Annotated in this window: 20 protein-coding genes and 2 pseudogenes; 16 read left to right on the top strand and 6 right to left on the bottom strand. The window is 72.4% G+C overall.

All coding sequences use genetic code 11. The annotated features are described in order from the left end of the window. Positions 1 to 43 precede the first annotated feature (43 nt). The 8 genes from CLT72_RS14850 (at position 44) to CLT72_RS14815 (ending at position 7,961) form a co-directional block, all read left to right on the top strand. Positions 44 to 580 (top strand): DUF4240 domain-containing protein, encoded by a 537-nt coding sequence (locus tag CLT72_RS14850; RefSeq protein WP_101412373.1) that lies wholly within the window; start codon positions 44 to 46, stop codon positions 578 to 580. 169 nt (positions 581 to 749) lie between these two features. Next, positions 750 to 2,627 carry a translation elongation factor 4 gene (gene lepA, locus CLT72_RS14845; protein WP_101412372.1) on the top strand — a complete coding sequence of 626 codons (1,878 nt, stop codon included), beginning with the start codon at positions 750 to 752 and terminating at the stop codon, positions 2,625 to 2,627. 335 nt (positions 2,628 to 2,962) lie between these two features. Then, the gene (locus CLT72_RS14840) at positions 2,963 to 3,250 is read left to right on the top strand and encodes a GlsB/YeaQ/YmgE family stress response membrane protein (protein WP_088998878.1); all 288 of its coding nucleotides are present in this window, start codon (positions 2,963 to 2,965) and stop codon (positions 3,248 to 3,250) included. Positions 3,251 to 3,520: 270 nt separating this feature from the next. Then, on the top strand, positions 3,521 to 3,808 hold the full coding sequence (locus tag CLT72_RS14835; RefSeq protein ID WP_088998878.1) for a GlsB/YeaQ/YmgE family stress response membrane protein: 288 nt from the start codon (positions 3,521 to 3,523) through the stop codon (positions 3,806 to 3,808). Between the two features lie 228 nt (positions 3,809 to 4,036). Continuing rightward, positions 4,037 to 5,326 carry a sugar ABC transporter substrate-binding protein gene (locus CLT72_RS14830; protein ID WP_101412371.1) on the top strand — a complete coding sequence of 430 codons (1,290 nt, stop codon included), beginning with the start codon at positions 4,037 to 4,039 and terminating at the stop codon, positions 5,324 to 5,326. Next, positions 5,323 to 6,309 carry a carbohydrate ABC transporter permease gene (locus CLT72_RS14825; RefSeq protein WP_101412370.1) on the top strand — a complete coding sequence of 329 codons (987 nt, stop codon included), beginning with the start codon at positions 5,323 to 5,325 and terminating at the stop codon, positions 6,307 to 6,309. Before CLT72_RS14830 ends, CLT72_RS14825 begins: the two co-directional genes overlap by 4 nt. Next, complete coding sequence (locus tag CLT72_RS14820) at positions 6,306 to 7,163, top strand: carbohydrate ABC transporter permease (RefSeq protein WP_101412369.1); 858 nt, start codon at positions 6,306 to 6,308, stop codon at positions 7,161 to 7,163. Before CLT72_RS14825 ends, CLT72_RS14820 begins: the two co-directional genes overlap by 4 nt. A gap of 156 nt (positions 7,164 to 7,319) precedes the next feature. Continuing rightward, positions 7,320 to 7,961 carry an MOSC domain-containing protein gene (locus CLT72_RS14815; RefSeq protein WP_101412368.1) on the top strand — a complete coding sequence of 214 codons (642 nt, stop codon included), beginning with the start codon at positions 7,320 to 7,322 and terminating at the stop codon, positions 7,959 to 7,961. Between the two features lie 85 nt (positions 7,962 to 8,046). Here the strand turns inward: CLT72_RS14815 and CLT72_RS14810 are convergent, their stop codons facing one another. The 3 genes from CLT72_RS14810 to CLT72_RS14800 all read right to left on the bottom strand — a co-directional run bounded on the left by CLT72_RS14810 (position 8,047) and on the right by CLT72_RS14800 (position 11,021). Beyond that, on the bottom strand, positions 8,047 to 8,982 hold the full coding sequence (locus tag CLT72_RS14810; RefSeq protein WP_101412367.1) for a phytanoyl-CoA dioxygenase family protein: 936 nt from the start codon (positions 8,980 to 8,982) through the stop codon (positions 8,047 to 8,049). Between the two features lie 189 nt (positions 8,983 to 9,171). Continuing rightward, the gene (locus tag CLT72_RS14805; RefSeq protein ID WP_101412366.1) at positions 9,172 to 10,032 is read right to left on the bottom strand and encodes a hypothetical protein; all 861 of its coding nucleotides are present in this window, start codon (positions 10,030 to 10,032) and stop codon (positions 9,172 to 9,174) included. Positions 10,033 to 10,211: 179 nt separating this feature from the next. After that, positions 10,212 to 11,021 (bottom strand): enoyl-CoA hydratase-related protein, encoded by an 810-nt coding sequence (locus tag CLT72_RS14800; RefSeq protein ID WP_101412365.1) that lies wholly within the window; start codon positions 11,019 to 11,021, stop codon positions 10,212 to 10,214. A gap of 20 nt (positions 11,022 to 11,041) precedes the next feature. On the opposite strand from CLT72_RS14800, the gene hemW reads away from it, so the two are divergent. Next, the gene (hemW, locus tag CLT72_RS14795) at positions 11,042 to 12,265 is read left to right on the top strand and encodes a radical SAM family heme chaperone HemW (protein ID WP_101415173.1); all 1,224 of its coding nucleotides are present in this window, start codon (positions 11,042 to 11,044) and stop codon (positions 12,263 to 12,265) included. 40 nt (positions 12,266 to 12,305) lie between these two features. Here the strand turns inward: hemW and CLT72_RS14790 are convergent, their stop codons facing one another. Continuing rightward, entirely contained in the window at positions 12,306 to 13,025 is a 720-nt protein-coding gene (locus tag CLT72_RS14790) for a DUF4870 domain-containing protein (protein ID WP_101412364.1), read from the bottom strand. A gap of 246 nt (positions 13,026 to 13,271) precedes the next feature. Between CLT72_RS14790 and hrcA the strand changes: the two genes are divergently transcribed. The 3 genes from hrcA to CLT72_RS14775 all read left to right on the top strand — a co-directional run bounded on the left by hrcA (position 13,272) and on the right by CLT72_RS14775 (position 16,350). Continuing rightward, entirely contained in the window at positions 13,272 to 14,294 is a 1,023-nt protein-coding gene (gene hrcA / locus CLT72_RS14785; protein WP_101412363.1) for a heat-inducible transcriptional repressor HrcA, read from the top strand. Between the two features lie 73 nt (positions 14,295 to 14,367). Further along, entirely contained in the window at positions 14,368 to 15,513 is a 1,146-nt protein-coding gene (gene dnaJ, locus CLT72_RS14780; protein ID WP_172896642.1) for a molecular chaperone DnaJ, read from the top strand. Positions 15,514 to 15,615: 102 nt separating this feature from the next. Then, the gene (locus CLT72_RS14775) at positions 15,616 to 16,350 is read left to right on the top strand and encodes a 16S rRNA (uracil(1498)-N(3))-methyltransferase (protein WP_101412362.1); all 735 of its coding nucleotides are present in this window, start codon (positions 15,616 to 15,618) and stop codon (positions 16,348 to 16,350) included. Positions 16,351 to 16,461: 111 nt separating this feature from the next. On the opposite strand, the gene ppk2 is transcribed toward CLT72_RS14775, so the two are convergent. Together ppk2 and CLT72_RS14765 are read right to left on the bottom strand one after the other, a co-directional pair. Further along, positions 16,462 to 17,370, bottom strand: a complete 909-nt coding sequence (ppk2, locus tag CLT72_RS14770; RefSeq protein ID WP_101412361.1) for a polyphosphate kinase 2 — start codon at positions 17,368 to 17,370, stop codon at positions 16,462 to 16,464. 74 nt (positions 17,371 to 17,444) lie between these two features. Then, a complete protein-coding gene (locus CLT72_RS14765) occupies positions 17,445 to 18,206 on the bottom strand; it encodes an SDR family NAD(P)-dependent oxidoreductase (protein ID WP_101415172.1) in 762 nt (253 codons plus the stop codon). Positions 18,207 to 18,347: 141 nt separating this feature from the next. Here CLT72_RS14765 and CLT72_RS14760 point away from each other — a divergent pair, with 141 nt between their 5' ends. The 4 genes and pseudogenes from CLT72_RS14760 to CLT72_RS32820 form a co-directional block, all read left to right on the top strand. After that, complete coding sequence (locus tag CLT72_RS14760; protein WP_101412360.1) at positions 18,348 to 18,707, top strand: histidine triad nucleotide-binding protein; 360 nt, start codon at positions 18,348 to 18,350, stop codon at positions 18,705 to 18,707. Beyond that, entirely contained in the window at positions 18,704 to 20,080 is a 1,377-nt protein-coding gene (locus CLT72_RS14755) for a serine hydrolase domain-containing protein (protein WP_101412359.1), read from the top strand. The genes CLT72_RS14760 and CLT72_RS14755 overlap by 4 nt, the downstream gene beginning before the upstream one ends. Positions 20,081 to 20,278: 198 nt before the next feature. Beyond that, a pseudogene (locus CLT72_RS32825) lies at positions 20,279 to 21,020 on the top strand (PhoH family protein); the annotation flags it as partial. 212 nt (positions 21,021 to 21,232) lie between these two features. After that, positions 21,233 to 21,781: pseudogene (locus tag CLT72_RS32820) on the top strand (LAGLIDADG family homing endonuclease); the annotation flags it as partial. Between the last annotated feature and the right edge of the window lie 241 nt (positions 21,782 to 22,022).

Raw genomic sequence — 22,022 nt, 5'->3', positions numbered from 1 at the left:
GGCGGGGCGGGGGCGGCGGCGCGGTCTGCCAGACTGCCAGGCCATGAGGACCGACGACTTCTGGCAGTTGATCGACCGGGCCCGGGCCGACGGCGGGGGAGAGCCGCACGCGGTCGCCGCGCGGGCCGTCGCCCTGCTCGCCGAGCGCGCCCCGGAGGACATCGTCGGGTACGCCCGCCACCAGGCGCGGGTGCTGTCGGCCTCGCACCGGGTCGACCTCTGGGGCGCCGCCTACCTGATCAACGGTGGCGTGTCCGACGAGGGCTTCCACCACTTCCGGGGCTGGCTGATGACCCAGGGCCGGGAAATCTTCGCGCGCGCCGTCGCCGACCCGGACTCGCTGGCCGCGCTGCCGCAGGTCAGGGCTGCCTCGCTCAGCGGTGAGGAGTTCTCGGCCGCGCAGATGCTCGCGGTGCCGTGGGACGCGTACCGGCGGGCCACCGCCGCCGAGCTGCCGGCGGACCCGGCGCCGGTACCGGTGCCGGACCTGAACGACTTCTGGGACTTCGACGACGAGGAGGAGGCGAAGCGGCGGCTGCCGAAGCTCGCCGCCCTCTTCGTCGAGCCGCCCGCCGAGTGACCCGGCCGGGCCCGCACCGGTCGGCGTGATCCCGCGCGGGGCGGCGTTCCCGGGGTGCTCCCCGCGGCGGGGATCGCCCGCACAGCGGACGCGCGGCGGCGACGTGGGAGCATAGAGGGGGCCGGCGTCGTGCCGGCCCGCTCACGTCAGCCGACCAGAACGGACCGCTGTGCCACCGACGCTCGATTCCGGCGCGAACGCTCCTGGTGCCACCGACCCGGCGCGCATCCGGAACTTCTGCATCATCGCCCACATCGACCACGGGAAGTCGACCCTGGCCGACCGGATGTTGCAGCTCACCGGCGTGGTCGACCCCCGGCAGATGCGTGCGCAGTACCTCGACCGGATGGACATCGAGCGCGAGCGCGGCATCACGATCAAGAGCCAGGCCGTCCGGATGCCCTGGACCATCCGGGAGGGCGACCGGACCGGCGAGACCGCCGTGCTCAACATGATCGACACCCCGGGCCACGTCGACTTCACCTACGAGGTGTCCCGGTCGCTGGCCGCCTGCGAGGGCGCGGTCCTGCTGGTCGACGCCGCGCAGGGCATCGAGGCGCAGACCCTGGCGAACCTCTACCTGGCGCTCGAGAACGACCTGCACGTCATCCCGGTGCTCAACAAGATCGACCTGCCGGCCGCCCAGCCGGAGAAGTACGCCGAGGAGCTGGCGCACCTCATCGGCGGCGACCCGGCGGACTGCATCCGGGTCTCCGGTAAGACCGGTGAGGGTGTGCCGTACCTGCTCGACGAGATCGTCCGGCAGTTCAAGCCCCCGATCGGCGACGCGGAGGCGTCCGCCCGCGCCATGATCTTCGACTCGGTCTACGACGTCTACCGGGGCGTGGTCACCTACGTCCGGGTCATCGACGGGCGGATCAGCGCCCGCGACCGGATCAAGATGATGTCCACCGCCGCCGTGCACGAGCTGCTGGAGATCGGCGTCATCTCGCCCGAGATGGTGAAGGCCGACGCGCTCGGCGTCGGCGAGGTGGGTTACCTGATCACCGGCGTGAAGGACGTCCGCCAGTCCCGGGTGGGTGACACGATCACCATCAACTCGCGGCCGGCGAAGGAGGCCCTCGGCGGCTACAAGGACCCGAAGCCGATGGTCTACTCGGGCCTCTACCCGATCGACGGCTCCGACTACCCCAACCTGCGCGAGGCGCTGGACAAGCTCAAGCTCAACGACGCCGCGCTCGACTACGAGCCGGAGACGTCCGGCGCGCTCGGCTTCGGCTTCCGGTGCGGCTTCCTCGGCCTGCTGCACCTGGAGATCATCCGGGAGCGGCTGGAGCGCGAGTACAACCTCGACCTCATCTCCACCGCCCCGAACGTGGTCTACCGGGCCATCACCGAGGACGGCGAGGAGATCGTCGTGACGAACCCGAGCGAGTACCCCACGGGCAAGATCGCCGAGGTGTACGAGCCGGTCGTGCGCGCCACGGTGCTCACCCCGAACGACTACGTCGGCGCGGTGATGGAGCTCTGCCAGGGCCGCCGGGGCAGCCTGCTCGGCATGGACTACCTCTCCGCCGACCGGGTCGAACTGCGCTACACGCTGCCCCTCGCGGAGATCATCTTCGACTTCTTCGACCAGTTGAAGAGCCGCACCAAGGGCTACGCCTCGCTGGACTACGAGCCCTCCGGCGAGCAGGCGTCCGACCTGGTGAAGGTCGACATCCTGCTGCACGGCGAGCCCGTGGACGCGTTCAGCGCGATCGTGCACAAGGACAAGGCGTACAACTACGGGGTCACCATCGCCACGAAGCTGCGCAACCTGATCCCGCGCCAGCAGTTCGAGGTGCCGATCCAGGCGGCGATCGGCAGCCGGGTGATCGCCCGGGAGACCATCCGGGCGATCCGCAAGGACGTGCTCGCCAAGTGCTACGGCGGTGACATCAGCCGTAAGCGCAAGCTGCTGGAGAAGCAGAAGGAGGGCAAGAAGCGGATGAAGATGGTGGGCCGGGTGGAAGTCCCGCAGGAGGCCTTCATCGCCGCGCTCTCCTCCGACTCCGGCGACGCCAAGGGGCCCGGCAAGAAGTGACCCGCCGCCGGTGGCGGCCGGCGCAGGACGACGTACGACGGCCGGTGCCCCGGCCGGGCTGCGGACCCCTCGTGGTCCCGCCCGGCCGGGGCACCGGCCGTTCGCGTCGAAGGTTTTTTCCGGCCCCTACGGCCCCGCCGCAACTCACCGCAGGCAAGGGCGCGACCTGCGCGGATGATCGCCCGGGGCCATTCGGCGCGCGGTGCGCCATTGACGTGCGACGTCGTCCTCCTCGGTCGAACCGGTTTGGGTTTTTGGCGGGTCGGGAACTTAGCGGTCACGACAGGAACACCACGGACAGTGGGAACTGATTCTTTTAGAAGGAGGAGGGCGACGTGGAGCTCACCGTTTGGGGCATCGTCACCGCGCTCATCGTTGGTCTTATCGTCGGCGCTCTGGGTCGCCTGCTCGTGCCGGGCCGCCAGAACATGCCGATGTGGCTGCACATGCTGATCGGTGTGGGCGCCGCGCTGCTGGGCACCGTGCTGGCTCGGGCGATGGGTATCGCCACTTCGACCGCTGGCATCGACTGGGGCGAGCTGCTGGTCCAGGTCGTGCTGGCCGCGATCGCCGTGGCCCTGGTGGCCGGTGTGGGTCGTCGCCGCAGCGTCACCCACCGGTAGTCCCCGTACCGCTCGACGGGCGTCCGACCGCACAGGTCGGGCGCCCGTTTCGCGTACGCCCGGGTCCCGTCGCGGGGGTTCCCGGGCGCGCGTGCGCCCGGCCTCCGGTCGACCGGAGCGTCGTCGCGGCGGTGCCGGAAGTACGGTCCGGGCGCCCATCGGAACGGTGCCCCGGAAAGTCGGTTTGGATTTTCGGGCGGTCGGGAACTTAGCGGTCACGACAGGAACACCACGGACAGTGGAACTGATTCTTTCAAGGAGGAGGGCGACATGGAGCTCACCGTTTGGGGCATCGTCACCGCGCTCATCGTTGGTCTCATTGTCGGCGCTCTGGGTCGCCTGCTCGTGCCGGGCCGCCAGAACATGCCGATGTGGCTGCACATGCTGATCGGTGTGGGCGCCGCGCTGCTGGGCACCGTGCTGGCTCGGGCGATGGGTATCGCCACTTCGACCGCTGGCATCGACTGGGGCGAGCTGCTGGTCCAGGTCGTGCTGGCCGCGATCGCCGTGGCCCTGGTGGCCGGTGTGGGTCGTCGCCGCAGCGTCACCCACCGGTAATCCCCGTACCGCTCGACGGGCGTCCGACCGCACAGGTCGGGCGCCCGTTTCGCGTGCGCCCGGATGGTCTCGGTGCGCCCGGTTTCATCCCCGCGCCGGGCCGCGCATGATCGATCCGCTGCGGTACCGTCGCCTCTCTTCCGCCGACCGCCCACTGTCGTAAAGGAATTTTTCCTACTAAGGTGCGGCGGAGAAGGTTAGTGCCAAGCGGCGCGAGGGAGATGTGGCGTGAACAGGTGGAAGCGGCTGGCCCCGGTCACCGCCGTCGTGGCCTCGGCCGCGATGGTCCTGGCCGGTTGCGGTGGCTCCGATGACGACAAGGCTGCCGACAACAGCAAGCTCACGGTCTGGATGATGGGCGAGGGCAGCGAGGCGCAGACCAAGTTCCTCGACGGCGTCGAGACCGAGTTCCGGCAGAAGCACCCGGACACGGACGTGGTGGTCCAGTACATCCCCTGGCTCGAGGCGCCGAAGAAGTTCCAGGCCGCCCTCGCCGGTGGCGAAGGGCCGGACGTCACGGAACTGGGCAACACCGAGACCCAGGGCTGGGCGGCGCAGGAGGCGCTGGCCGACGTGACCGACCGGATGAACGGTTGGACCGAGGGCAAGGACATCCTCCCCGACCTGGTCAAGAACGCCCAGCTCGACGGCAAGCAGTACGGCGTGCCGTGGTACGCCGGCGTGCGGGGGATGTACTACCGCACCGACTGGTTCGCCGAGGCGGGCGTGAAGCCGCCGACGAACTGGGAGGAGCTGGTCTCCGCCGCCAAGACCGTGCAGGCCAAGAAGCCCGGCACCTACGGCATCGCCCTGCCCGGCAACTCCGAGCTGCCCTTCTACTCGTTCCTGTGGGGGGCCGGCGCGGAGATCGCGACGCAGCAGGGCGACACCTGGAAGTCCGGCTACAACACGCCCGAGGCGCAGAGGGCCGTCAAGTTCTGGACCGACCTGGTGACCGTGCACAAGGTGGCCCCGCCGGCCGCCGCGGGCTGGAACGAGATCGACGCCCGTACGCAGTTCGCCACCGGCAAGGCGGCGATGGCCTTCGGCGGTAGCTGGCAGCAGGGCGCCATCAAGAAGGACAACCCGGAGATCGAGAAGGTCTGGGGCACGTTCCCGATCCCCGGCCCCGACGGCAAGGCGGCGCCCGGCTTCGCCGGCGGCTCCGACGTCGCGATCTGGAAGGACAGCGAGCGGCAGGATCTCGCCTGGGACTACCTGACCGTGCTGCTGAACAAGAAGAACGACCAGGCGTTCGCCGACAGCCTCGGCTTCTTCCCGGTCTACAAGGACCTCGTCGGCGGCGACAAGTACGCCAGCGACAAGATCATGGCGGCGTTCGCCACCACGATGCAGAACACCAAGCTCACGCCGCTCACCCCCAAGTGGGTCGAGGTCAGCCGGACCAAGACGGTGACCCAGGCGATGAACAGCTCGGTCATGAAGGGTCAGAAGACGGTCGAGAAGGCTACCGCCGACGCGGCCGCGGAGATGGAAAGCATCCTCAACGCCAAGTGACCACGCTGACCGAGGCGCCGGAGACGGCCGCCGCGCGGGAGACCCCCGCGCGGCGGCGTCGCCGGGTGGACCGCCTGCCCTACCTGCTGCTCCTGCCCTGTCTGGTGATCATCGGCGTGCTGCTGCTCTGGCCGCTCGGCCAGGTGGTGGTGATGTCCTTCCACCAGCTCAACAACGTCCGACAGTTGCGCGGCGACCGCGAGTGGCCGTGGGTGGGCCTCGGCAACTACGCCGAGATCCTCAGCGACCCGTTCTTCCTGACGGTGCTGCGCAACACGGTCCTCTTCGCCGTGGCCAACGTCGCGCTCACGATGGTGCTGGGCACCCTGGTCGGGCTGCTGCTCAACCGGCTCGGCAAGCGGATGGCCGCCTTCGTGGCCAGTTGCGTGATGCTCGCCTGGGCCACCCCGGCGCTGACCGGCACGATCGTCTGGAAGTGGATCTTCGACGACACGAGCGGCCTGGTCACCTGGTTGTTCAACGCGCTGCCCGACGGGCTGTCGCAGAGCCTCTTCGGGCGCAGCGACTGGACCGGCTACGGCTGGTTCAACTCGCCCCTGCTGTTCTTCTCGATCCTGACCCTGGTGGTGGTCTGGCACTCGTTCCCGTTCATCGCGGTCAGCGTGCTGGCCGGGCTCAAGAGCGTGCCGAGCGAGCTGCACGAGGCGGCCCGGGTCGACGGGGCCGGACCGTGGAAGGTGTTCTGGAAGATCACCTTCCCGCTGCTGCGGCCGGTCTTCGGGATCCTGATCGTGCTCTCCACGATCTGGGACTTCAAGGTCTTCACCCAGCAGTTCGTGCTGGCCGGCGGCACCCAGGACCGGCCGACGTTCATGCTCTCCATCTACTCGTACGCGGAGGCGTTCTCGCCCCCGCCGAAGTACGGCCTCGGTGCCGCGATCGCGGTGATCCTCACCCTGATCCTGCTGGTGGTGACCGGCCTCTACGTCCGCATGGTGCTCAAGCAGGAGGAGGACGCGTGACGCGACGCGGAGGCGGCGGGGGCGCGAAGCGGCTCGCCCTCAACGGCGCGGGGCTGCTGGTGGCGCTCTTCGCCGCGTTCCCGGTCTACTGGATGATCGCGACCTCGCTGAAGCCGAGCTCGGAGATCTTCTCGTCGACCCCCCGGCCGGTGCCCAGCGAGCCGACCCTGGAGCACTACCGGCAGATCCTCACCGGCAACCTGATCCCGGGCGTCACGTTCGCCGACTTCTTCCTCAACAGCGCGCTGGTGGCGGTCTCCACGGTGGTGCTCAGCGGCCTCGTGGCGCTGCTGGCCGCCACCGCGGTGGCCCGGTTCCGGTTCAAGCTGCGGACCACGTTCCTGATCATGCTGCTGGTGGTGCAGATGATCCCGCTGGAGGCGCTGGTCATCCCGCTGTTCCTGATGATCCAGCGGCTCGGGCTCTACAACACCCTGCCCAGCCTGATCCTCACCTACCTCGGCTTCTCGCTGCCGTTCGCGGTCTGGATGCTGCGGGGCTTCGTCGCCGCCGTGCCGAAGGAACTGGAGGAGGCCGCCGCCATCGACGGGGCCAGCCGGGCGCAGACCTTCCGCAAGGTCCTCTTCCCGCTGGTGGCGCCCGGGCTGGTGGCCACGAGCATCTTCTCGTTCATCACCGCCTGGAACGAGCTGATCTTCGCGCTGACCTTCATCAACGACCAGGAGAGCTACACGCTGCCGGTCGCGATGACGTTCTTCTTCGGCCGCGACGACACGGCCTGGGGCCCGGTGATGGCCGCCTCCACGCTGTTCACCCTGCCGGTGATCGTCTTCTTCCTGTTGGTGCAGCGGCGGATGGTCTCCGGGCTGGTGGCCGGAGCCGTCAAGGGCTGAGCCGCGCCGGAGCCGGTCGAGGGCCGGGCCTGGCCGGAGCGGTCAAGGGGCTGAGCCGCGCCGGGGAGGTGGAGTCCCTCGCCGCCGCCGGGCGTGTCGACGAGGGGCCCTTCCTCGCCCCAGTCGCCGACGGCCGCGCGGGCTAGGCTGACCGCCATGACGGGCAGGCTGGCTTCGGTGAACATCGGCATCGTGACCGAGGCGCAATGGGCGGGCGACGCGAGCGGCCGCAGCGGCATCGACAAGCGGCCGGTCGACGGCCCGGCGCTGCTGCGTACCGACGGGGTGGCCGGCGACTTCATCGGCGAACGCGCCCACCACGGCGGCCCGGACCAGGCGGTCTACGCGTACGCCGGGGAGGACGCCGCCTGGTGGGCGGGGGAGTTGGGCCGCGACATCGGCCCCGGCGCCTTCGGGGAGAACCTCACCACCCACGCGCTGGACGTGACGGGCGCCGTGATCGGGGAGCAGTGGGCGGTCGGCTCGGCGCTGCTCCAGGTGACCAAGCCGCGTACGCCCTGCCGGACGTTCGCCGGCTTCTGGGGCGTGCCCGACCTGATCAAACGGTTCACGGCGCGGGCGGCGCCCGGGGTGTACCTGCGGGTGCTGCGTGAGGGGGAGGTCGGCGCGGGCGACCCGGTCGCGGTGGTGGACCGGCCCGCGCACGGGGTGACGATCGGCGAGGTGTTCCGGGCCCTGAGCCTGGAGCCGGAGCTGCTGCCCCGGCTGCTCGACGCCGCCGACCTGCCGGAAGGGCTCCGGGAGAAGGCACGCCGTCGGCTCGCCGGCCCGGGCTGACCGGCGCGACCCACGCGAACGGACGGGCCCTGTCCCGTGGGGGAGGGGGCCCGTCCGGCGTCGGCCCGGGCGCGCCGGGTGCGGCTCAGCGCAGCCAGGGCACGCTGCGGTCGAGCAGACCGCGCTGCTTGAGCTCCTTGCGCAGCGGGATCTCGTCGTCGATGTAGCCGTCCCAGTTGATGCCCCAGTAGTTGGCGGTGTGGGTGCCCTCACCGCAGAGCTGGCGCTGCACCGGCGTGCGGTTGGCCCACCACTCGCCGTCCTTGTCGATGTGCAGCTCGTCCAGCGGCCGGATCCACCGGTAGGTGTAGCCGACGAAGAGCATCTTGCGGGTGATGGTCGACAGGTTGGTCGACCGCGAGTGCCACTGGCGGCGGTCGAAGATGAAGGCGTCACCGGGGTTGGCGGTGATCTCCACCGTGCCCTCCGGGTCCGGGTTGTGCACGGAGGTGTCCGCCGGGCGGGGCAGCGAGTTCCACAGGTGGCTGCCCGGGATCACCTTCGTGGCGCCCCGGCCCTTCTCCGACAGGTCGGACAGGACGTAGGCCACCTTCAGCGAGAACATCGGCCGGGGCAGGTTCGGGTCCATCGTCTCCGGGTCGGAGTTCTGCCGGTACCCGTCCTGGTGCCACCCCCAGTAGGGCTTCTCCGGCTCCGCCGCCGGCGGGGTGACGTCCAGGTGGTTGTGGTGGGTGTAGATGTTCCAGCCGGCCAGGCCCCACATGTACGGGAAGGCGATCGGGTGGGTCAGCAGGTCGCCGAAGAGCTCGTCGCGCTCCAGGAAGCCCAGCAGGTGCAGGGTGCCGTCCTTGGTGGTGGTGCCCTTCGCCTGCTCCTCGGCGTAGACGCGGTCCACCGCCGCCTCCAGCGCCGCCCGGTGGTCCTCCGTCAGCACGTTGCGCAGCAGGAGGAAGCCCTGCTCGTGGAACTCCTTGCGGTCGGTGTCACTGATCGGTTCGTAACCGGTCCGGTCGCCGTAGTCGAACACCTCGACGTACCCCTCCCCATGAGGCGAAACCATTGCTGGCACAGGCCGCCGATCGTAACGCGCTGGTTCCGGGGCGAGGTACTGCCCGGCCCGATATGCGACCGTGGCGCGGACCCAGGGGAGCAGTGCGGTTACGCCACGCAGCGCCTCGGGGATCCGGCGGGGCTTATCGGCCATAATGCCGGTTTGCGCGGTGACTGCCGGTAAGGAGATCGAGGGCCACTACGCCTCGGCGAAGACCTCCGCGACCACCCGACCGTCGGCCGGGGCGTCGTCGGTCCGGTTCCAGGTGCCCGCGCGGGCCGTCCACTCCAGGTCGCCGAAGCGCACCCGCTTCACGCCGTGGTCCTGGGCGTGGGAGACCAGCCAGTGCGCGTACCGCCAGCCCCGACGCTCGTCGGCGGCGGGGACCGTCAGGCCCGTCAGGCTCGCCGCGGTGCTGGCGCCGGCCAGGCCCCAGTCCAGCGCCAGGCCGCGGGTCAGCGCGATCGCGGCGGCCTCGCCGCGCATCGCCGGGTCGCGGCCCACCGTGCAGGCGACGGCGCCGGTGGCGTGCCCGACGAGGGCCCGGGTCAGCACCTCGGACTCGTCCGCCCACTTCTGGTACGCCTCGGGGAAGGCCGAGCGCTGCACCTTCTGCGCCGCGTCGGTGACCCGCATCCGCTCCCAGCCGCGCACCTTCTTGAGCCCGGCGTAGAACTTGCCGGCCGCGTAACGGGGGTCGCGGATCTGCTCCGGGGTCCCCCAACCCTGGCTCGGGCGCTGCTGGAACAGCCCGACCGAGTCGCGGTCGCCGCCGGCGAGGTTGCGCAGGCCGGACTCCTGGTAGGCGGTGGCCAGCGCGACGACGACGGCCCGCTCGGGCATCTTGCGCTGGATGCCGATGGCCGCGATCGTCGCCGCGTTGGCCATCTGGTCGGCGTCCAGGTTCACCCGGCCGTCCGCCTGCACCGTGCACGTCCGGCTGGCCAGGGGGAGGCGCAACTGCCCACCCATCTGCCGGACGACGACCCAGATCCCGACCACGGCGAGGACGACGAGGACGACGCCGCCCGCCACGACTGCGCGAGTACGCACCCACACCCCCTGATCGACAGTCCGACAAGCGTACGTCCCCCGTGGCGCCTTGCGGGTCGTCCGACCGGTTCCGCCCGACCGGCCGGCCTGGCACCGGCCACCGGGCGGCCCGGGAGTCCGGACGTTCCCGTTTCCCGCGCGGCCTCACCCCGCGCGTCGCCGGCCCCGCCAGCGCGGGCCGCGCCCTACCGCCCCTCACCCGGCGTGGTGTCGCCGTCGGTCGGCACCCAGCGCGCCGGCCGCTTCTCCCGGAACGCCAGGACGCCCTCGCGTCCCTCCTCCGACAGGAAGTAGCCGGTCGACAGGGTGGACAGCCCGGCGATCTCCGCCCGCAGGTCCGTGGCGGGCGGGCGGCGCAGCAACTGCTTCGCCCCGGCCAGCGCGCCCGGTGCCCCCCGCACCAGAGAGTCGCAGTACCCCGCAACCGCCGCGTCCAGCCCGTCCGCCGGCACGGCGGCGGTGACCAGGCCGATCTCGGCGGCCCGCCGGCCGTCGAAGGTGTCGCCGGTCAGGTAGAGCTCGGCCGCCGCGCGGGGGTGCAGCCGGGGCAGCACGGTCGCGGAGATGACCGCCGGCACCACGCCGATCCGCACCTCGGTGAAGGCGAACGTCGCCTCCCGCGCGCAGACCGCCAGGTCGGCCGCCGCGATCAGCCCCAGGCCGCCGGCCCGGGCCGGGCCGGCCACCTTCGCCACCACCGGTTTCGGGCACTCCCAGACCGCCGCGAGCACGTCGCCGAGCATCCCGGCCGGCACGGTCCCGCTGGCGTACGCGGCGGCGGTCTCCTTCAGGTCGGCGCCGGAGCAGAAGACCGGGCCCGTGTGGTCCAGCACGACCACGCGTACGGCGTCGTCGGCGACCGCCTCGGCGAGCCCGGCCAGCAGCTGGGTCATCAGCGGTGTGGAGAGCGCGTTGCGGTTGTGCGGGCTGTCCAGGGTGAGCGTGGTCACCCCACGGGCCGTGGCGGCCCGTACGAACACGTCGGGAGAGGTCATGGAAGGGCACACTAGTGGCCATGCCCGGCGTCCTTCCAGAAGGCGAAACCGTCCCCGTCGACGGGTCGCTGCCCGCCACCGCCACCCGTGCCGTCGGCGCGCGCGGCTTCGGCGTGTACGTGCACGTGCCGTTCTGCGCCAGCCGCTGCGGCTACTGCGACTTCAACACGTACACCGCCGCCGAACTGGGCGGCGGGGCCAGCCGGGAGGAGTACGCCGACACCGTGCTGGCCGAGCTGGCGCTGGCCCGCCGGGTGCTGGGCGACGCCCCGCCGCCCCGGGTCGACACCGTGTTCGTCGGCGGTGGCACCCCGACCCTGCTCCCCGCCGACGACCTGGCCCGGATCCTCGACGGCATCGACCGCACCTGGGGGCTCGCGCCCGGCGCCGAGGTGACCACCGAGGCCAACCCGGAGTCGGTCACGCCCGAGTCGCTGAAGGCGCTGCGGGCCGCCGGCTACACCCGGATCTCGCTGGGCATGCAGTCCGCCGCGCCGGGGGTGCTGGCGATCCTGGACCGCACGCACAGCGCCGGCCGGGCCGTCGCCGCCGCCCGCGAGGCCCGCGACGCCGGGTTCGACCACGTCAACCTGGACCTGATCTACGGCACGCCGGGGGAGAGCGAGGCCGACTTCGCCGCCTCCCTCGACCAGGTCGTCGCCGCCGGGGTGGACCACGTCAGCGCGTACGCCCTGATCGTGGAGGACGGCACCCGGCTGGCCACGCGGATGCGGCGCGGCGAGCTGCCGTACCCCTCCGACGACGTCGCCGCGGACCGCTACCTCGCCGCGGAGGCCGCCCTCGGCGCGGCCGGTCTCTCCTGGTACGAGGTGTCGAACTGGGCCCGCGACGAGGCGGCCCGGTGCCGGCACAACCTGCTCTACTGGACCGGCGCCGACTGGTGGGGTCTCGGCCCGGGCGCGCACAGCCACGTCGGCGGCGTGCGCTGGTGGAACGTCAAGCACCCCACGACGTACGCGAAGCGGCTGGCGGCGGGCGGCTCGCCCGGCCTGGCCCGCGAGGTGCTCACCGCCGACGAGGCGCACATGGAGGACGTCATGCTCCGGCTGCGCCTCGCTTCCGGGCTGCCGCTGGACGCCCTGGACGAGGCCGGCCGGGCCGGTGCCGCGCGGGCCCTCGGCGCCGGGCTGCTGGCCGCCGACGAGCACGCGGCCGGTCGGGCCGTGCTGACCCTGCGCGGCCGGCTGCTCGCCGACGCGGTCGTGCGTGACCTGCTGCCCTGAACCGCGTGCCGGGGCCGGCCGGGGGAGCGGCCGACCCGGGTCACCTGGTGAAGGCGTAGGTCATCGGGTAGCGGTAGAGCACGCCCTCGTTGGCCTTGAGCCCGCCGACGATGCCGAAGATCAGCGGCACCAGCCAGACGAGCATCGGAACGAAGAACAGCACCCCGCAGGTGATCAGCGTGACCACCCAGCTCAGCACCCCGACGATCGTCCAGGTGAGCTGGAAGTTCAGCGCCGCGACGGCGTGCGCCCGGGCGGTCGGGGACTGCTGCCCCCGGACCATCAGCGCGATCAGCGGCGCCAACCAGCCGAGCAGGCCGCCGCCGACGATCACGCCGGCCGCGCCGCCGAAGTGGGCGATGAGGGCCCAGTTCTTGTCGTCGTTGCTGGCGTAGCCGCCCGTCGGCGCACCGTAGCCACCCCCACCGGGATACCCGGCCCCGGGCGGCGGGAAGCCACCGGGCGGCGGATAGCCGGCCCCGGGCGGCGGCTGACCACCGGGCGGGGGAAGGTCGCCGGGCAGCGGATGGTCGCCGGGCAGCGGATGGTCGCCGGGCGGGGGGTAGCCGCCCGACGGCGGCTGGTCACCGGTGGGCGGCGGATAGCCACCGGGCGGGGGATAGCTGCCCGGGCCCGGTGCCCCGGACAGTGGAGCGGTGGATTCGTCGGAGCCGGCGGGGCCGGGGACCCCGGACGGAGCGGTCGGGTCCGGCGGGAAGCCGGGGTCCCCCGCTCCGGGAGGGCGAGGCGGTTCGGTCATGGAGGTCACGGTAGGTGCAGCCGGCAAGGCGGCACCAGCGTGACACCGGTCGGGATGTCCGAATGGCCGGTCCCGGGCACCCGCGGGCGGGCCGGCACGGTCGGCGATCGGACCGATCGCCCCAGGTCGATCATCGCGTCGGGGGGCCCACCGACGTAGACTGGCACTCGCTACAGTCGAGTGCCAGCAACCAGCCCGCCCGGCCCCGCGTGTGCCGGTGCCGACGTGCGACAGGAGGTGGGGAGGATGGGTCTCGACGACCGCAAGCTCGCCGTGCTGCGCGCGATCGTCGAGGACTACGTCGCCACGCAGGAGCCCGTGGGCAGCAAGGCGCTGGTCGAACGACACCAGCTGGGGGTCTCGCCGGCGACCGTCCGCAACGACATGGCCGTGCTGGAGGAGGAGGGCTACATCCGCCAGCCGCACACCAGCGCCGGCCGGGTGCCCACCGACCGGGGCTACCGGCTCTTCGTGGACCGGCTGTCCCGGGTCAAGCCACTCAGCCCGGCCGAGCGCCGGGCCATCGAGCGCTTCCTGGTCGGCGCCGTCGACCTCGACGACGTGGTGCACCGCACCGTCCGGCTGCTGGCGCAACTGACCCGGCAGGTCGCCGTCGTGCAGTACCCGAGCCTGGCCCGTTCCTCGGTGCGCCACCTGGAGCTGGTGCCGATCTCCACCACCCGGCTGATGCTCGTCATGATCGCCGACACCGGCCGGGTCGAGCAGCGGCTGGTCGAGCTGCCCGCCCCGATCCCCGCCGACGACGTCACCGACCTGCGCCGGCTGGTCAACGAGAAGCTGGTCGGCACCCGGCTGTCGGAGACCCCGCCGCTGGTGCAGGCCCTGGTCGAGGAGTCGGTGCCGCACCTGCGCCCGGCCATGACCACCCTCTCCACCGTGCTGCTGGAGACGCTGATCGAGCGGCACGAGGAGCGGATCGCGCTGGCCGGCACGGCCAACCTCACCCGGGGTGGCCTGCTCGACTTCCAGGGCTCCCTGCGCCCCATCCTGGAGGCGCTGGAGGAGGAGGTCGTCATGCTCAAGCTCATCGGCGAGGCCGAGCCGAGCACGACGCGGGTGCTGATCGGCGACGAGAACGAGATCGACAACCTGCGCGCCGCCTCGGTGGTCAGCACCGGCTACGGGCCGGGCACGACCAGCGTCGGCGGCCTCGGTGTGCTCGGGCCGACGCGGATGGACTACCCCGGCACCATCGCCACGGTGCGGGCCGTGGCACGCTACGTGGGCGAGCTGCTGGCCCAGAACTGACCAGTCAGGGCCGACGGCCGGCTCCCGCCGCCGACCGGCGCAACGCGAGACGAACATGAGGACACGGAACGCAGTGGCCAGGGACTACTACGGCATTCTCGGGGTGAGCCGGGAAGCCTCCGACGACGAGATCAAGCGCGCCTACCGCAAGCTGGCGCGGCAGTTCCACCCGGACGTGAATCCGGATCCGGAGGCCCAGGAGAAGTTCAAGGACATCAACGCCGCGTACGAGGTCCTCTCGGACGACCGGAAACGGCAGATCGTCGACCTGGGCGGCGACCCGCTCGCCCCCGGGGGCGGGGGTGCGGGGGGCCCGGGTGGCCCCGGCGGCGCCGGGCCGTTCGTCGGCTTCCAGGACATCATGGACGCGTTCTTCGGCGGCGCGGCCGGCGGCTCGCGGGGTCCCCGACCCCGGACCCGGCCCGGCGCCGACGCGATCCTGCGCCTGGAGCTGGATCTGCACGAGACCGCGTTCGGCGTCGAGGCGCCGATCACCGTCGACACCGCCGTGCTCTGCACCACGTGCTCCGGCGCCGGCACGGCGGCCGGCACCCACCTGGCCACCTGCGAGGCGTGCGCCGGGCGGGGCGAGGTGCAGTCCGTGCAGCGCACCTTCCTCGGTCAGGTGGTCTCCGCCCGGCCGTGCACGGTCTGCCAGGGCTACGGCACCACCATTCCGCACCCGTGCCCGACCTGCGCCGGCGACGGCCGGGTCCGCACCCGGCGTTCGCTGACCGTCAAGATCCCGGCGGGTGTCGAGGACGGCATGCGCATCCGGCTCGCCCAGCAGGGCGAGGTCGGTCCCGGCGGCGGCACGGCCGGCGACCTCTACGTGGAGATCCACGAGCGGCCGCACGACGTCTACTCCCGCAAGGGTGACGACCTGCACTGCCGGGTCACGGTGCCGATGACGGCGGCGGCGCTCGGCACGCGGCTGACCATCAAGACGCTGGACAGCGAGGAGACGGTCGACGTCAAGGCCGGCACCCAGCCGGGCAGCACCATGCGGCTGCGCGCGCGGGGCGTGCCGCACCTGCGCGGCACCGGCCGGGGCGACCTCTACGTGCACCTCGACGTGCGTACCCCCACCAAGCTCGACGCCGACCAGGAGAAGATGCTGCGCGACTTCGCCAAGACCCGGGGCGAGGAGGTCGCCGAGCTCACCAAGCAGGGCGGCTTCTTCTCCCGGATGCGCGACGCCTTCAACGGCCACGCCTGACGCGGGACCGGGTCGCCGCCCACCGCGGCGACCCGCCCCGGTGGCGTCGGCTCCTGCGGGCTCGTGGCCCCGGTGCCTGCCGGGGCGGCTAGCCTGATCGTCGTGTCCGCGCCGCTGTTCCTGGTCGAGTCGCTGCCCACCGCCGACCAGCTCACCCTGGGCGGCCCCGAGGGCCACCACGCCGCCACCGTGCAACGGCTGCGCGTCGGCGAGGAACTGCTGCTCGCCGACGGCCGGGGCGGCACCGCGTCCGCGGTGGTCACGGCCGTCGGCCGGGGCACCCTCGAACTCGACGTCGTCTCCCGGGGGTACGTCGACGCGTCCGTCCCCCGGCTCGTGGTGGTGCAGGGCATCGCCAAGGGCGACCGGGGCGAACTGGCCGTGCAGGCGATGACCGAGGTCGGGGTGGACGAGATCGTGCCCTGGGCGGCGTCCCGCTCGGTGGCGCAGTGGCGCGGCGACCGGGGCGCCCGGGCCCGGGAGAAGTGGGTGGCGACGGCCCGGGAGGCGGCGAAGCAGGCCCGCCGGTCGTGGCTGCCGGTGGTGGCCGGCGCCCCCGACGAGTCCACCCCGACGGTGGCCCGCCGGATCGCCGGCGCCGCCGCGGCGTTCGTCCTGCACGAGGAGGCGAGTGAGCGGCTGACCACCGTCGAGCTGCCCGCCGCCGGTGAGGTCGTGCTGGTCGTCGGCCCGGAGGGCGGCATCGCCCCGGCCGAGCTGACCGCCTTCACCGGGGCCGGCGCCCGGCCGGTGCGGCTGGGGCCCTCGGTGCTGCGTACGTCGACCGCCGGGGTGGCCGCCCTCAGCGTCCTGGCCACCCGCCTCGGCCACTGGTGACCCACGGCGGCACCCGACCCGACGGGGTCGGTCACCAGCGGTGCGGGCCCCGTCGGTGACCGTCGCCGGCGCATCGCGTCCCGCATGGTCGGGGCGAGCGCCCGGCGGGGGTCAGAGCCTGGGAAAGACGTGCACCGGCTGTTCCTCCGGGTCCAGGTCCAGCCCGGCCGGGCCGATGATCCGCGGGTCCGGGACGCCGACCACCTCGTGGTCCTTGTCGGTGTAGTCGAAGCGGCTCAGCACGTGGCGCATCGCCTCGATCCGGGCCCGCTTCTTGTCGTTGCTCTTCACCACCGTCCACGGGGCGTCGGCGGTGTCGGTGTAGAAGAACATCGCCTCCTTGGCCTCGGTGTACTCGTCCCACTTGTCGAGCGAGGCGATGTCCATGTCGGAGAGCTTCCACTGCCGCACCGGGTCGACCTGGCGGACGGCGAACCGGGTGCGCTGTTCGTTCTGGGACACCGAGAACCAGAACTTGACCAGGCGGATGCCGGAACGCACCAGCATCCTCTCCAGTTCGGGGGCCTGGCGTAGGAACTCGAGGTACTCCTTGCGGGTGCAGAAGCCCATCACCCGCTCCACCCCGGCGCGGTTGTACCAGGACCGGTCGAACAGCACGATCTCGCCGGCCGCCGGCAGGTGCCCGAGCCACCGCTGGAAGTACCACTGGGTGGACTCCCGTTCGTTCGGCTTGGCCAGGGCCACCACCGACGCGCCGCGCGGATTGAGGTGCTCCATGAAGCGCTTGATCGTTCCGCCCTTGCCGGCCGCGTCGCGCCCCTCGAAGAGGATCACGAGACGCTCGCCGGACTCCCGGATCCAGTCCTGGAGCTTCAGCAGCTCGATCTGGAGCAGCCGCTTGTGGTGGTCGTACTCCGTGCGCGCCATCCGCTCGTCGTACGGGTAGTCCTCCCGCCAGGTGTCCACCGGGCTGCCGTCCGGGCGCAGCAGTACGGGATCGTCGTCGTGACCGTCGACCACCTGGTAGTCGTCGGTGAGGTCCAGCACGCTGTCCGTCATGCCGGCAACCCTTACCCCGGCAGTGCCCACCGTCACCCCCGCCACGCTGGGAGTTCGTTGAGGGACGGAGCGGGTCAGCTACGCAGGTAGGACGCGCCGTTGAGGTCGACGATGGTGCCGGAGGCCCACTCCGCCTGCGGGGACGCGAGCCAGTGCACGGCGGCGGCGATCTCCTCGGGGCGGGCCACCCGGTTGAACGGGCTCTGCGCCCGGATCGCGGCGCCCCGCTCCCCGCTCAGGTGTCCGGTGGTCATGTCGGTCTCCACGAAGCCGGGGGCGACCGTGGCGACCGTGATGCCGTACGGGGCGAGGGCCACCGCCAGCGACTGGCCCAGCGCGTTCAGCCCCGCCTTGCTCGCCCCGTACGCGGGCTGCTCCGGCTCGCCCCGGAAGGCTCCCCGGGAGGAGACGTTGACGATCCGGCCGCCCCGGTCGCGCATGTGCTGAGCGGCGCACCAGATGACGTTGCCGGCGCCGGTGAGGTTGGTCTCCAGCACCTGCCGCCACTGCGCGCGCCACTGCTCGTAGGAGGCGCCGAAGACCGGGTGCGGGGCGTCCCGCTCGCCGTACACGCCGGCGTTGTTGACCAGCACGTCCAGCCCGCCCAGGAGGCCGGCCGCCTCGTCGACCATGGCCCGTACGGCGTCCGGGTCGGTCAGGTCGGCGCGGACGACGACGTGCCCCTCGCCGGGCAGTTCGGCGCGCAGCCCCTCGGCCAGCTCCGCGGAGTCCCGGTGGTGGATCGCCACCCGGTCGCCGCCCGCCGCGAACGCGGTCGCCACCGCCCGCCCGATGCCGCGCGAGGCCCCCGTCACCAGTACCGCCCGTGAAGTCACGCCGGCCATCATGCCCGACCGCCACGCCCCGCCCGCGCCGAGGGAACCCGCCCCGCGAGCCGTGAGGTGTCCCGCCGCCGGAGGGCGGCGGGGAACCCGCCACCGGGGCGTCGGCGGCGTGTCCTTCCTTACACTGCCCCGATGGGAACCGACTGCCTGTTCTGCCGCATCGTCGCCGGGGAGATCCCGGCCACGATCGTCCGGGAAACCGCCACCACGCTCGCCTTCCGCGACATCGACCCGAAGGCGCCGGTGCACGTGCTGGTCATCCCGAAGGAGCACTACGCCGACGTGGCGACGCTCGCCCAGGGCGCCCCGGCGCTCGCCGGGGAGGTGCTCGCCACGGCCGCCGCGGTGGCCGAGGACGAGGGGCTGCTCGGCGACGGCTTCCGGCTGATGTTCAACACCGGCGCGTACGGCGGCCAGGAGGTGTTCCACGTGCACGCGCACGTGCTCGGCGGGGCGCCGCTGGGCCCCATGCTGGCCCGGAACCTCGCGTGACGGGGGTCGACGACCGCCTGTCGCGGATGGTGCGGACGGTCCAGGCGCAGGCCCGGGTGCCGGCGGTGTCGGCGGCCCTGCACCGGGCGGACCGCCCGCTCTGGACGTGCGCCGTCGGCGGGACCGGCAACGACACCGAGCTGGGGCCGGGCACCCGGTTCCGGATCGGGTCGGTCACGAAGACGTTCACCGCCGTGCTGACCCTCCAGTGCCGCGACGACGGCCTGCTCGACCTCGACGACCCGCTGGACCGGCACCTGGACCTGCCGGCCCACGGCGGGCTGACCGTACGCCGGCTGCTGTCGCACACCGCCGGCCTGCAACGGGAGCCGTACGGCGACGTCTGGGACACCCTGCGCGCGCCCGACGTCGACGGGCTGGTCGCCGACCTGGCCCGGGCCGAGCGGGTGCTGCCCCCGGGGCGCCGCTACCACTACTCGAACCTCGGCATGGCGCTGCTCGGCCGGCTCGTCGGCCACCTGCGGGGCGGCACCTGGGCGGAGGTGCTCGCCGAGCGGGTGCTGACGCCGCTGGGGCTGGCCGGGACCTCGGTGACGCCCGGGCCGGACGCCGCGACGGGGTTCCTGGTCGACGCCTACTCCGACGAGGCGCACCCCGAGCCGCCGACCGACTTCGGGGCGGTCGGCCCGGCGGCGCAGCTCTGGAGCACCGCCTCGGACATGGCCCGTTGGGCGGCCTTCCTCGCCGATCCGGCGGCGCTGGACCCGGCGGGCGCCGTGCTCGCCCCGGCGACGCTCGACGAGATGCGCTGGCCGGCGACGGTCACCGACGAGACGCTCTGGGCCGGCGGGTTCGGGCTGGGGCTGATCCTGGTGCCGCAGGGCAAGCGGATCATGCATGTCGGCCACGACGGCGCGATGCCCGGATTCCTGGCCGGCGTCTACGGCCGGCGGGGCGGGGACGGCACCCCCGGCGCGATGGGGGTCGCCGTGCTGGGCTCCTCCGGCACCGCCGGCGAGGTCCTCGACCTGCCGCACCGGCTGCTGGCCGCCGCGGTCGAGCACGATCCCGCCGACATCACGCCGTGGCAGCCGGGCCCGCCCGCCCCCGAAGGCGTACGCGGGCTGCTCGGCCGCTGGTGGGGGGAGGGTTTCGAGTACGTCTTCTCCTGGCACGGCGGCGAACTGCGGGCCCGGGGCGCCGACGATCCGGCGGGCAAGCCCCCCTCGGTCTTCGTCCCGCTGCCGGACCGGCCGGACGTGTTCCGTACGCTCTCGGGCCGGGAGGCGGGCGAACTGCTCCGGCTGACCCGCGACGAGCACGGCACGGTGGTCCGGATGCACTGGGCGACCTACCGGTTCACCCGCCACCAGGAGACGTTCGAGCGGTACGACTTCCGGGCCGGCTCCTGACGCACGCGCGAGCGGACGGGCCGGGGCCGGGCGGCCACCCCGTCCGGTCGCCCCTGGGCGCTGCCGGCGTACCCGGGGAAATGGGCGGGGTGTCAGCGCCGTTGGAAAGATAAGATGGCAGGAACGTCAGCGCGCCGCGCCAGGCAGGCCCGGTGCCGAGATCGAGAGCAGGTGGCGCAGGGCCCCTCGGCCCGACCTATGACCGGCACCCCACCTCCCGGCCCGCCCCGGGTGCAGACCAGGATCACCGTCCCGGATTCCAAGATCATGGTCAACCTGCTCGGCGCGGGTGACGAGATCCTGCGACTGGTCGAGCGCTCCGTCACCAGCGACGTGCACGTACGGGGCAACGAGATCACCATCACCGGCGCCCCCGCCGACAACGCCCTCGCCGAGCGGATCTTCAGCGAACTGCTCGAACTCATCGAGAAAGGCGAGACCCTGACCACTGACGCCGTCCGGCGTACCGTCGGCATGCTCGAGCAGGGCGGCGCCGAGCGGCCCGCCGAGGTCCTGACGCTCAACATCCTCTCCCGGCGCGGCCGCACCATCCGTCCCAAGACGCTGGGGCAGAAGCGCTACGTCGACGCGATCGACGCGCACACGATCGTCTTCGGCATCGGCCCGGCCGGCACCGGCAAGACCTACCTGGCGATGGCGAAGGCCGTCCAGGCGTTGCAGGCCAAGCAGGTCAACCGGATCATCCTGACCCGGCCGGCGGTGGAGGCGGGGGAGCGGCTCGGCTTCCTGCCCGGCACGCTCAACGAGAAGATCGACCCCTACCTGCGCCCGCTCTACGACGCGCTGCACGACATGCTCGACCCGGATTCCATCCCCAAGCTGATGGCGGCGGGCACGATCGAGGTCGCGCCGTTGGCGTACATGCGGGGGCGGGCGCAGCCGTATGACGCCCGGGTCCTGACTCCGGAAGGCTTCAAACCGTTCGGGTCGCTCCGGGTCGGTGATCTGGTGATCGGCTCGAACGGGACGCCCACGCCGGTGATCGGCATCTTCCCGCAGGGACGCAAACAGGTCTTTCGGGTCACCACCCAGGACGGCGCGTCCACCCTCTGCTGCGGCGAGCACCTCTGGACCGTCGCGACGCCGGAGGACAAGCGGCGCGGCCGCCGGCGCACCCTCGAGACGCGCCAGATGGTCGGCAAGGAGCGGCGGGGGCACGCCCACCGGTACGAGCTCCCGGTCGTGGCGCCCGTGCACCTGGAGCCGCAGGACGTCCCGCTCGACCCGTACGCGCTTGGGCTGCTGCTCGGGGACGGCTCGATCTCGTCACGAGCGACGCCCACCTTCTGCACAGCGGATCCGGAACTCGTCGTCGCGCTCGAGGAAGCGCTGCCCGACGTCGAACTCGTCCGCAAGGGCGACTACGACTACGTCCTCCGGCACGTCAACGGGCACCGGGGCGGGGTGATCGTCGCCAACCCGGTCACGCTCGCAGTCCGCGAGCTGGGTCTGGCCGGGACCACGTCGGGCAGGAAGTTCGTACCCGACGTCTACCGGAACAACAGCCTCGACGTCCGTCTGGCCGTGCTTCAAGGCTTGCTGGACAGCGACGGTGGGCCGGTCGTCCAGGCCGGGCGCACCTGCCGGGTGCAGTATTCGACGACCTCCCCGCGGCTGCGGGACGACGTGGTGCACCTGGTCCAGTCGCTCGGCGGCGTGGCCACGTGGCGGGTGCGGGAGGCCGAGGGCCGCAAGCCAGGGCTGGCCAAGGGACGTCTCGTTCCCTACCGCGCAGACGCGTACGTCGTGGAGATCCGACTTCCCGCCGGTGTGCCGCCGTTCCGCCTGTCGCGCAAGCGTCGGCTGTACGACGAGCACGGGGGCGGCCGGCCGATGCGCTTCATCGACTCGATCCTCCCGGCGGGGTTCCAGGAGACGATGTGCATCCAGGTCGCGGCGGAGGACTCGCTGTACGTGACCG

This window comes from Micromonospora sp. CNZ309, from assembly GCF_002846525.1.
This window is presented reverse-complemented; position numbering and strand designations above follow the sequence as displayed.

What these genes read in the sequence shown, in the direction of transcription:
- CLT72_RS14850 (WP_101412373.1), top strand. Translation starts at nt 44, where the DNA reads ATGAGGACCGACGACTTCTGGCAGTTGATCGACCGGGCCCGGGCCGAC.
- CLT72_RS14760 (WP_101412360.1), top strand. Translation starts at nt 18,348, where the DNA reads ATGGGAACCGACTGCCTGTTCTGCCGCATCGTCGCCGGGGAGATCCCG.
- CLT72_RS14810 (WP_101412367.1), bottom strand. Translation starts at nt 8,982, where the DNA reads ATGGTTTCGCCTCATGGGGAGGGGTACGTCGAGGTGTTCGACTACGGC.
- CLT72_RS14835 (WP_088998878.1), top strand. Translation starts at nt 3,521, where the DNA reads ATGGAGCTCACCGTTTGGGGCATCGTCACCGCGCTCATCGTTGGTCTC.
- CLT72_RS14815 (WP_101412368.1), top strand. Translation starts at nt 7,320, where the DNA reads ATGACGGGCAGGCTGGCTTCGGTGAACATCGGCATCGTGACCGAGGCG.
- hemW (WP_101415173.1), top strand. Translation starts at nt 11,042, where the DNA reads ATGCCCGGCGTCCTTCCAGAAGGCGAAACCGTCCCCGTCGACGGGTCG.
- CLT72_RS14790 (WP_101412364.1), bottom strand. Translation starts at nt 13,025, where the DNA reads ATGACCGAACCGCCTCGCCCTCCCGGAGCGGGGGACCCCGGCTTCCCG.
- CLT72_RS14800 (WP_101412365.1), bottom strand. Translation starts at nt 11,021, where the DNA reads ATGACCTCTCCCGACGTGTTCGTACGGGCCGCCACGGCCCGTGGGGTG.
- ppk2 (WP_101412361.1), bottom strand. Translation starts at nt 17,370, where the DNA reads ATGACGGACAGCGTGCTGGACCTCACCGACGACTACCAGGTGGTCGAC.
- hrcA (WP_101412363.1), top strand. Translation starts at nt 13,272, where the DNA reads ATGGGTCTCGACGACCGCAAGCTCGCCGTGCTGCGCGCGATCGTCGAG.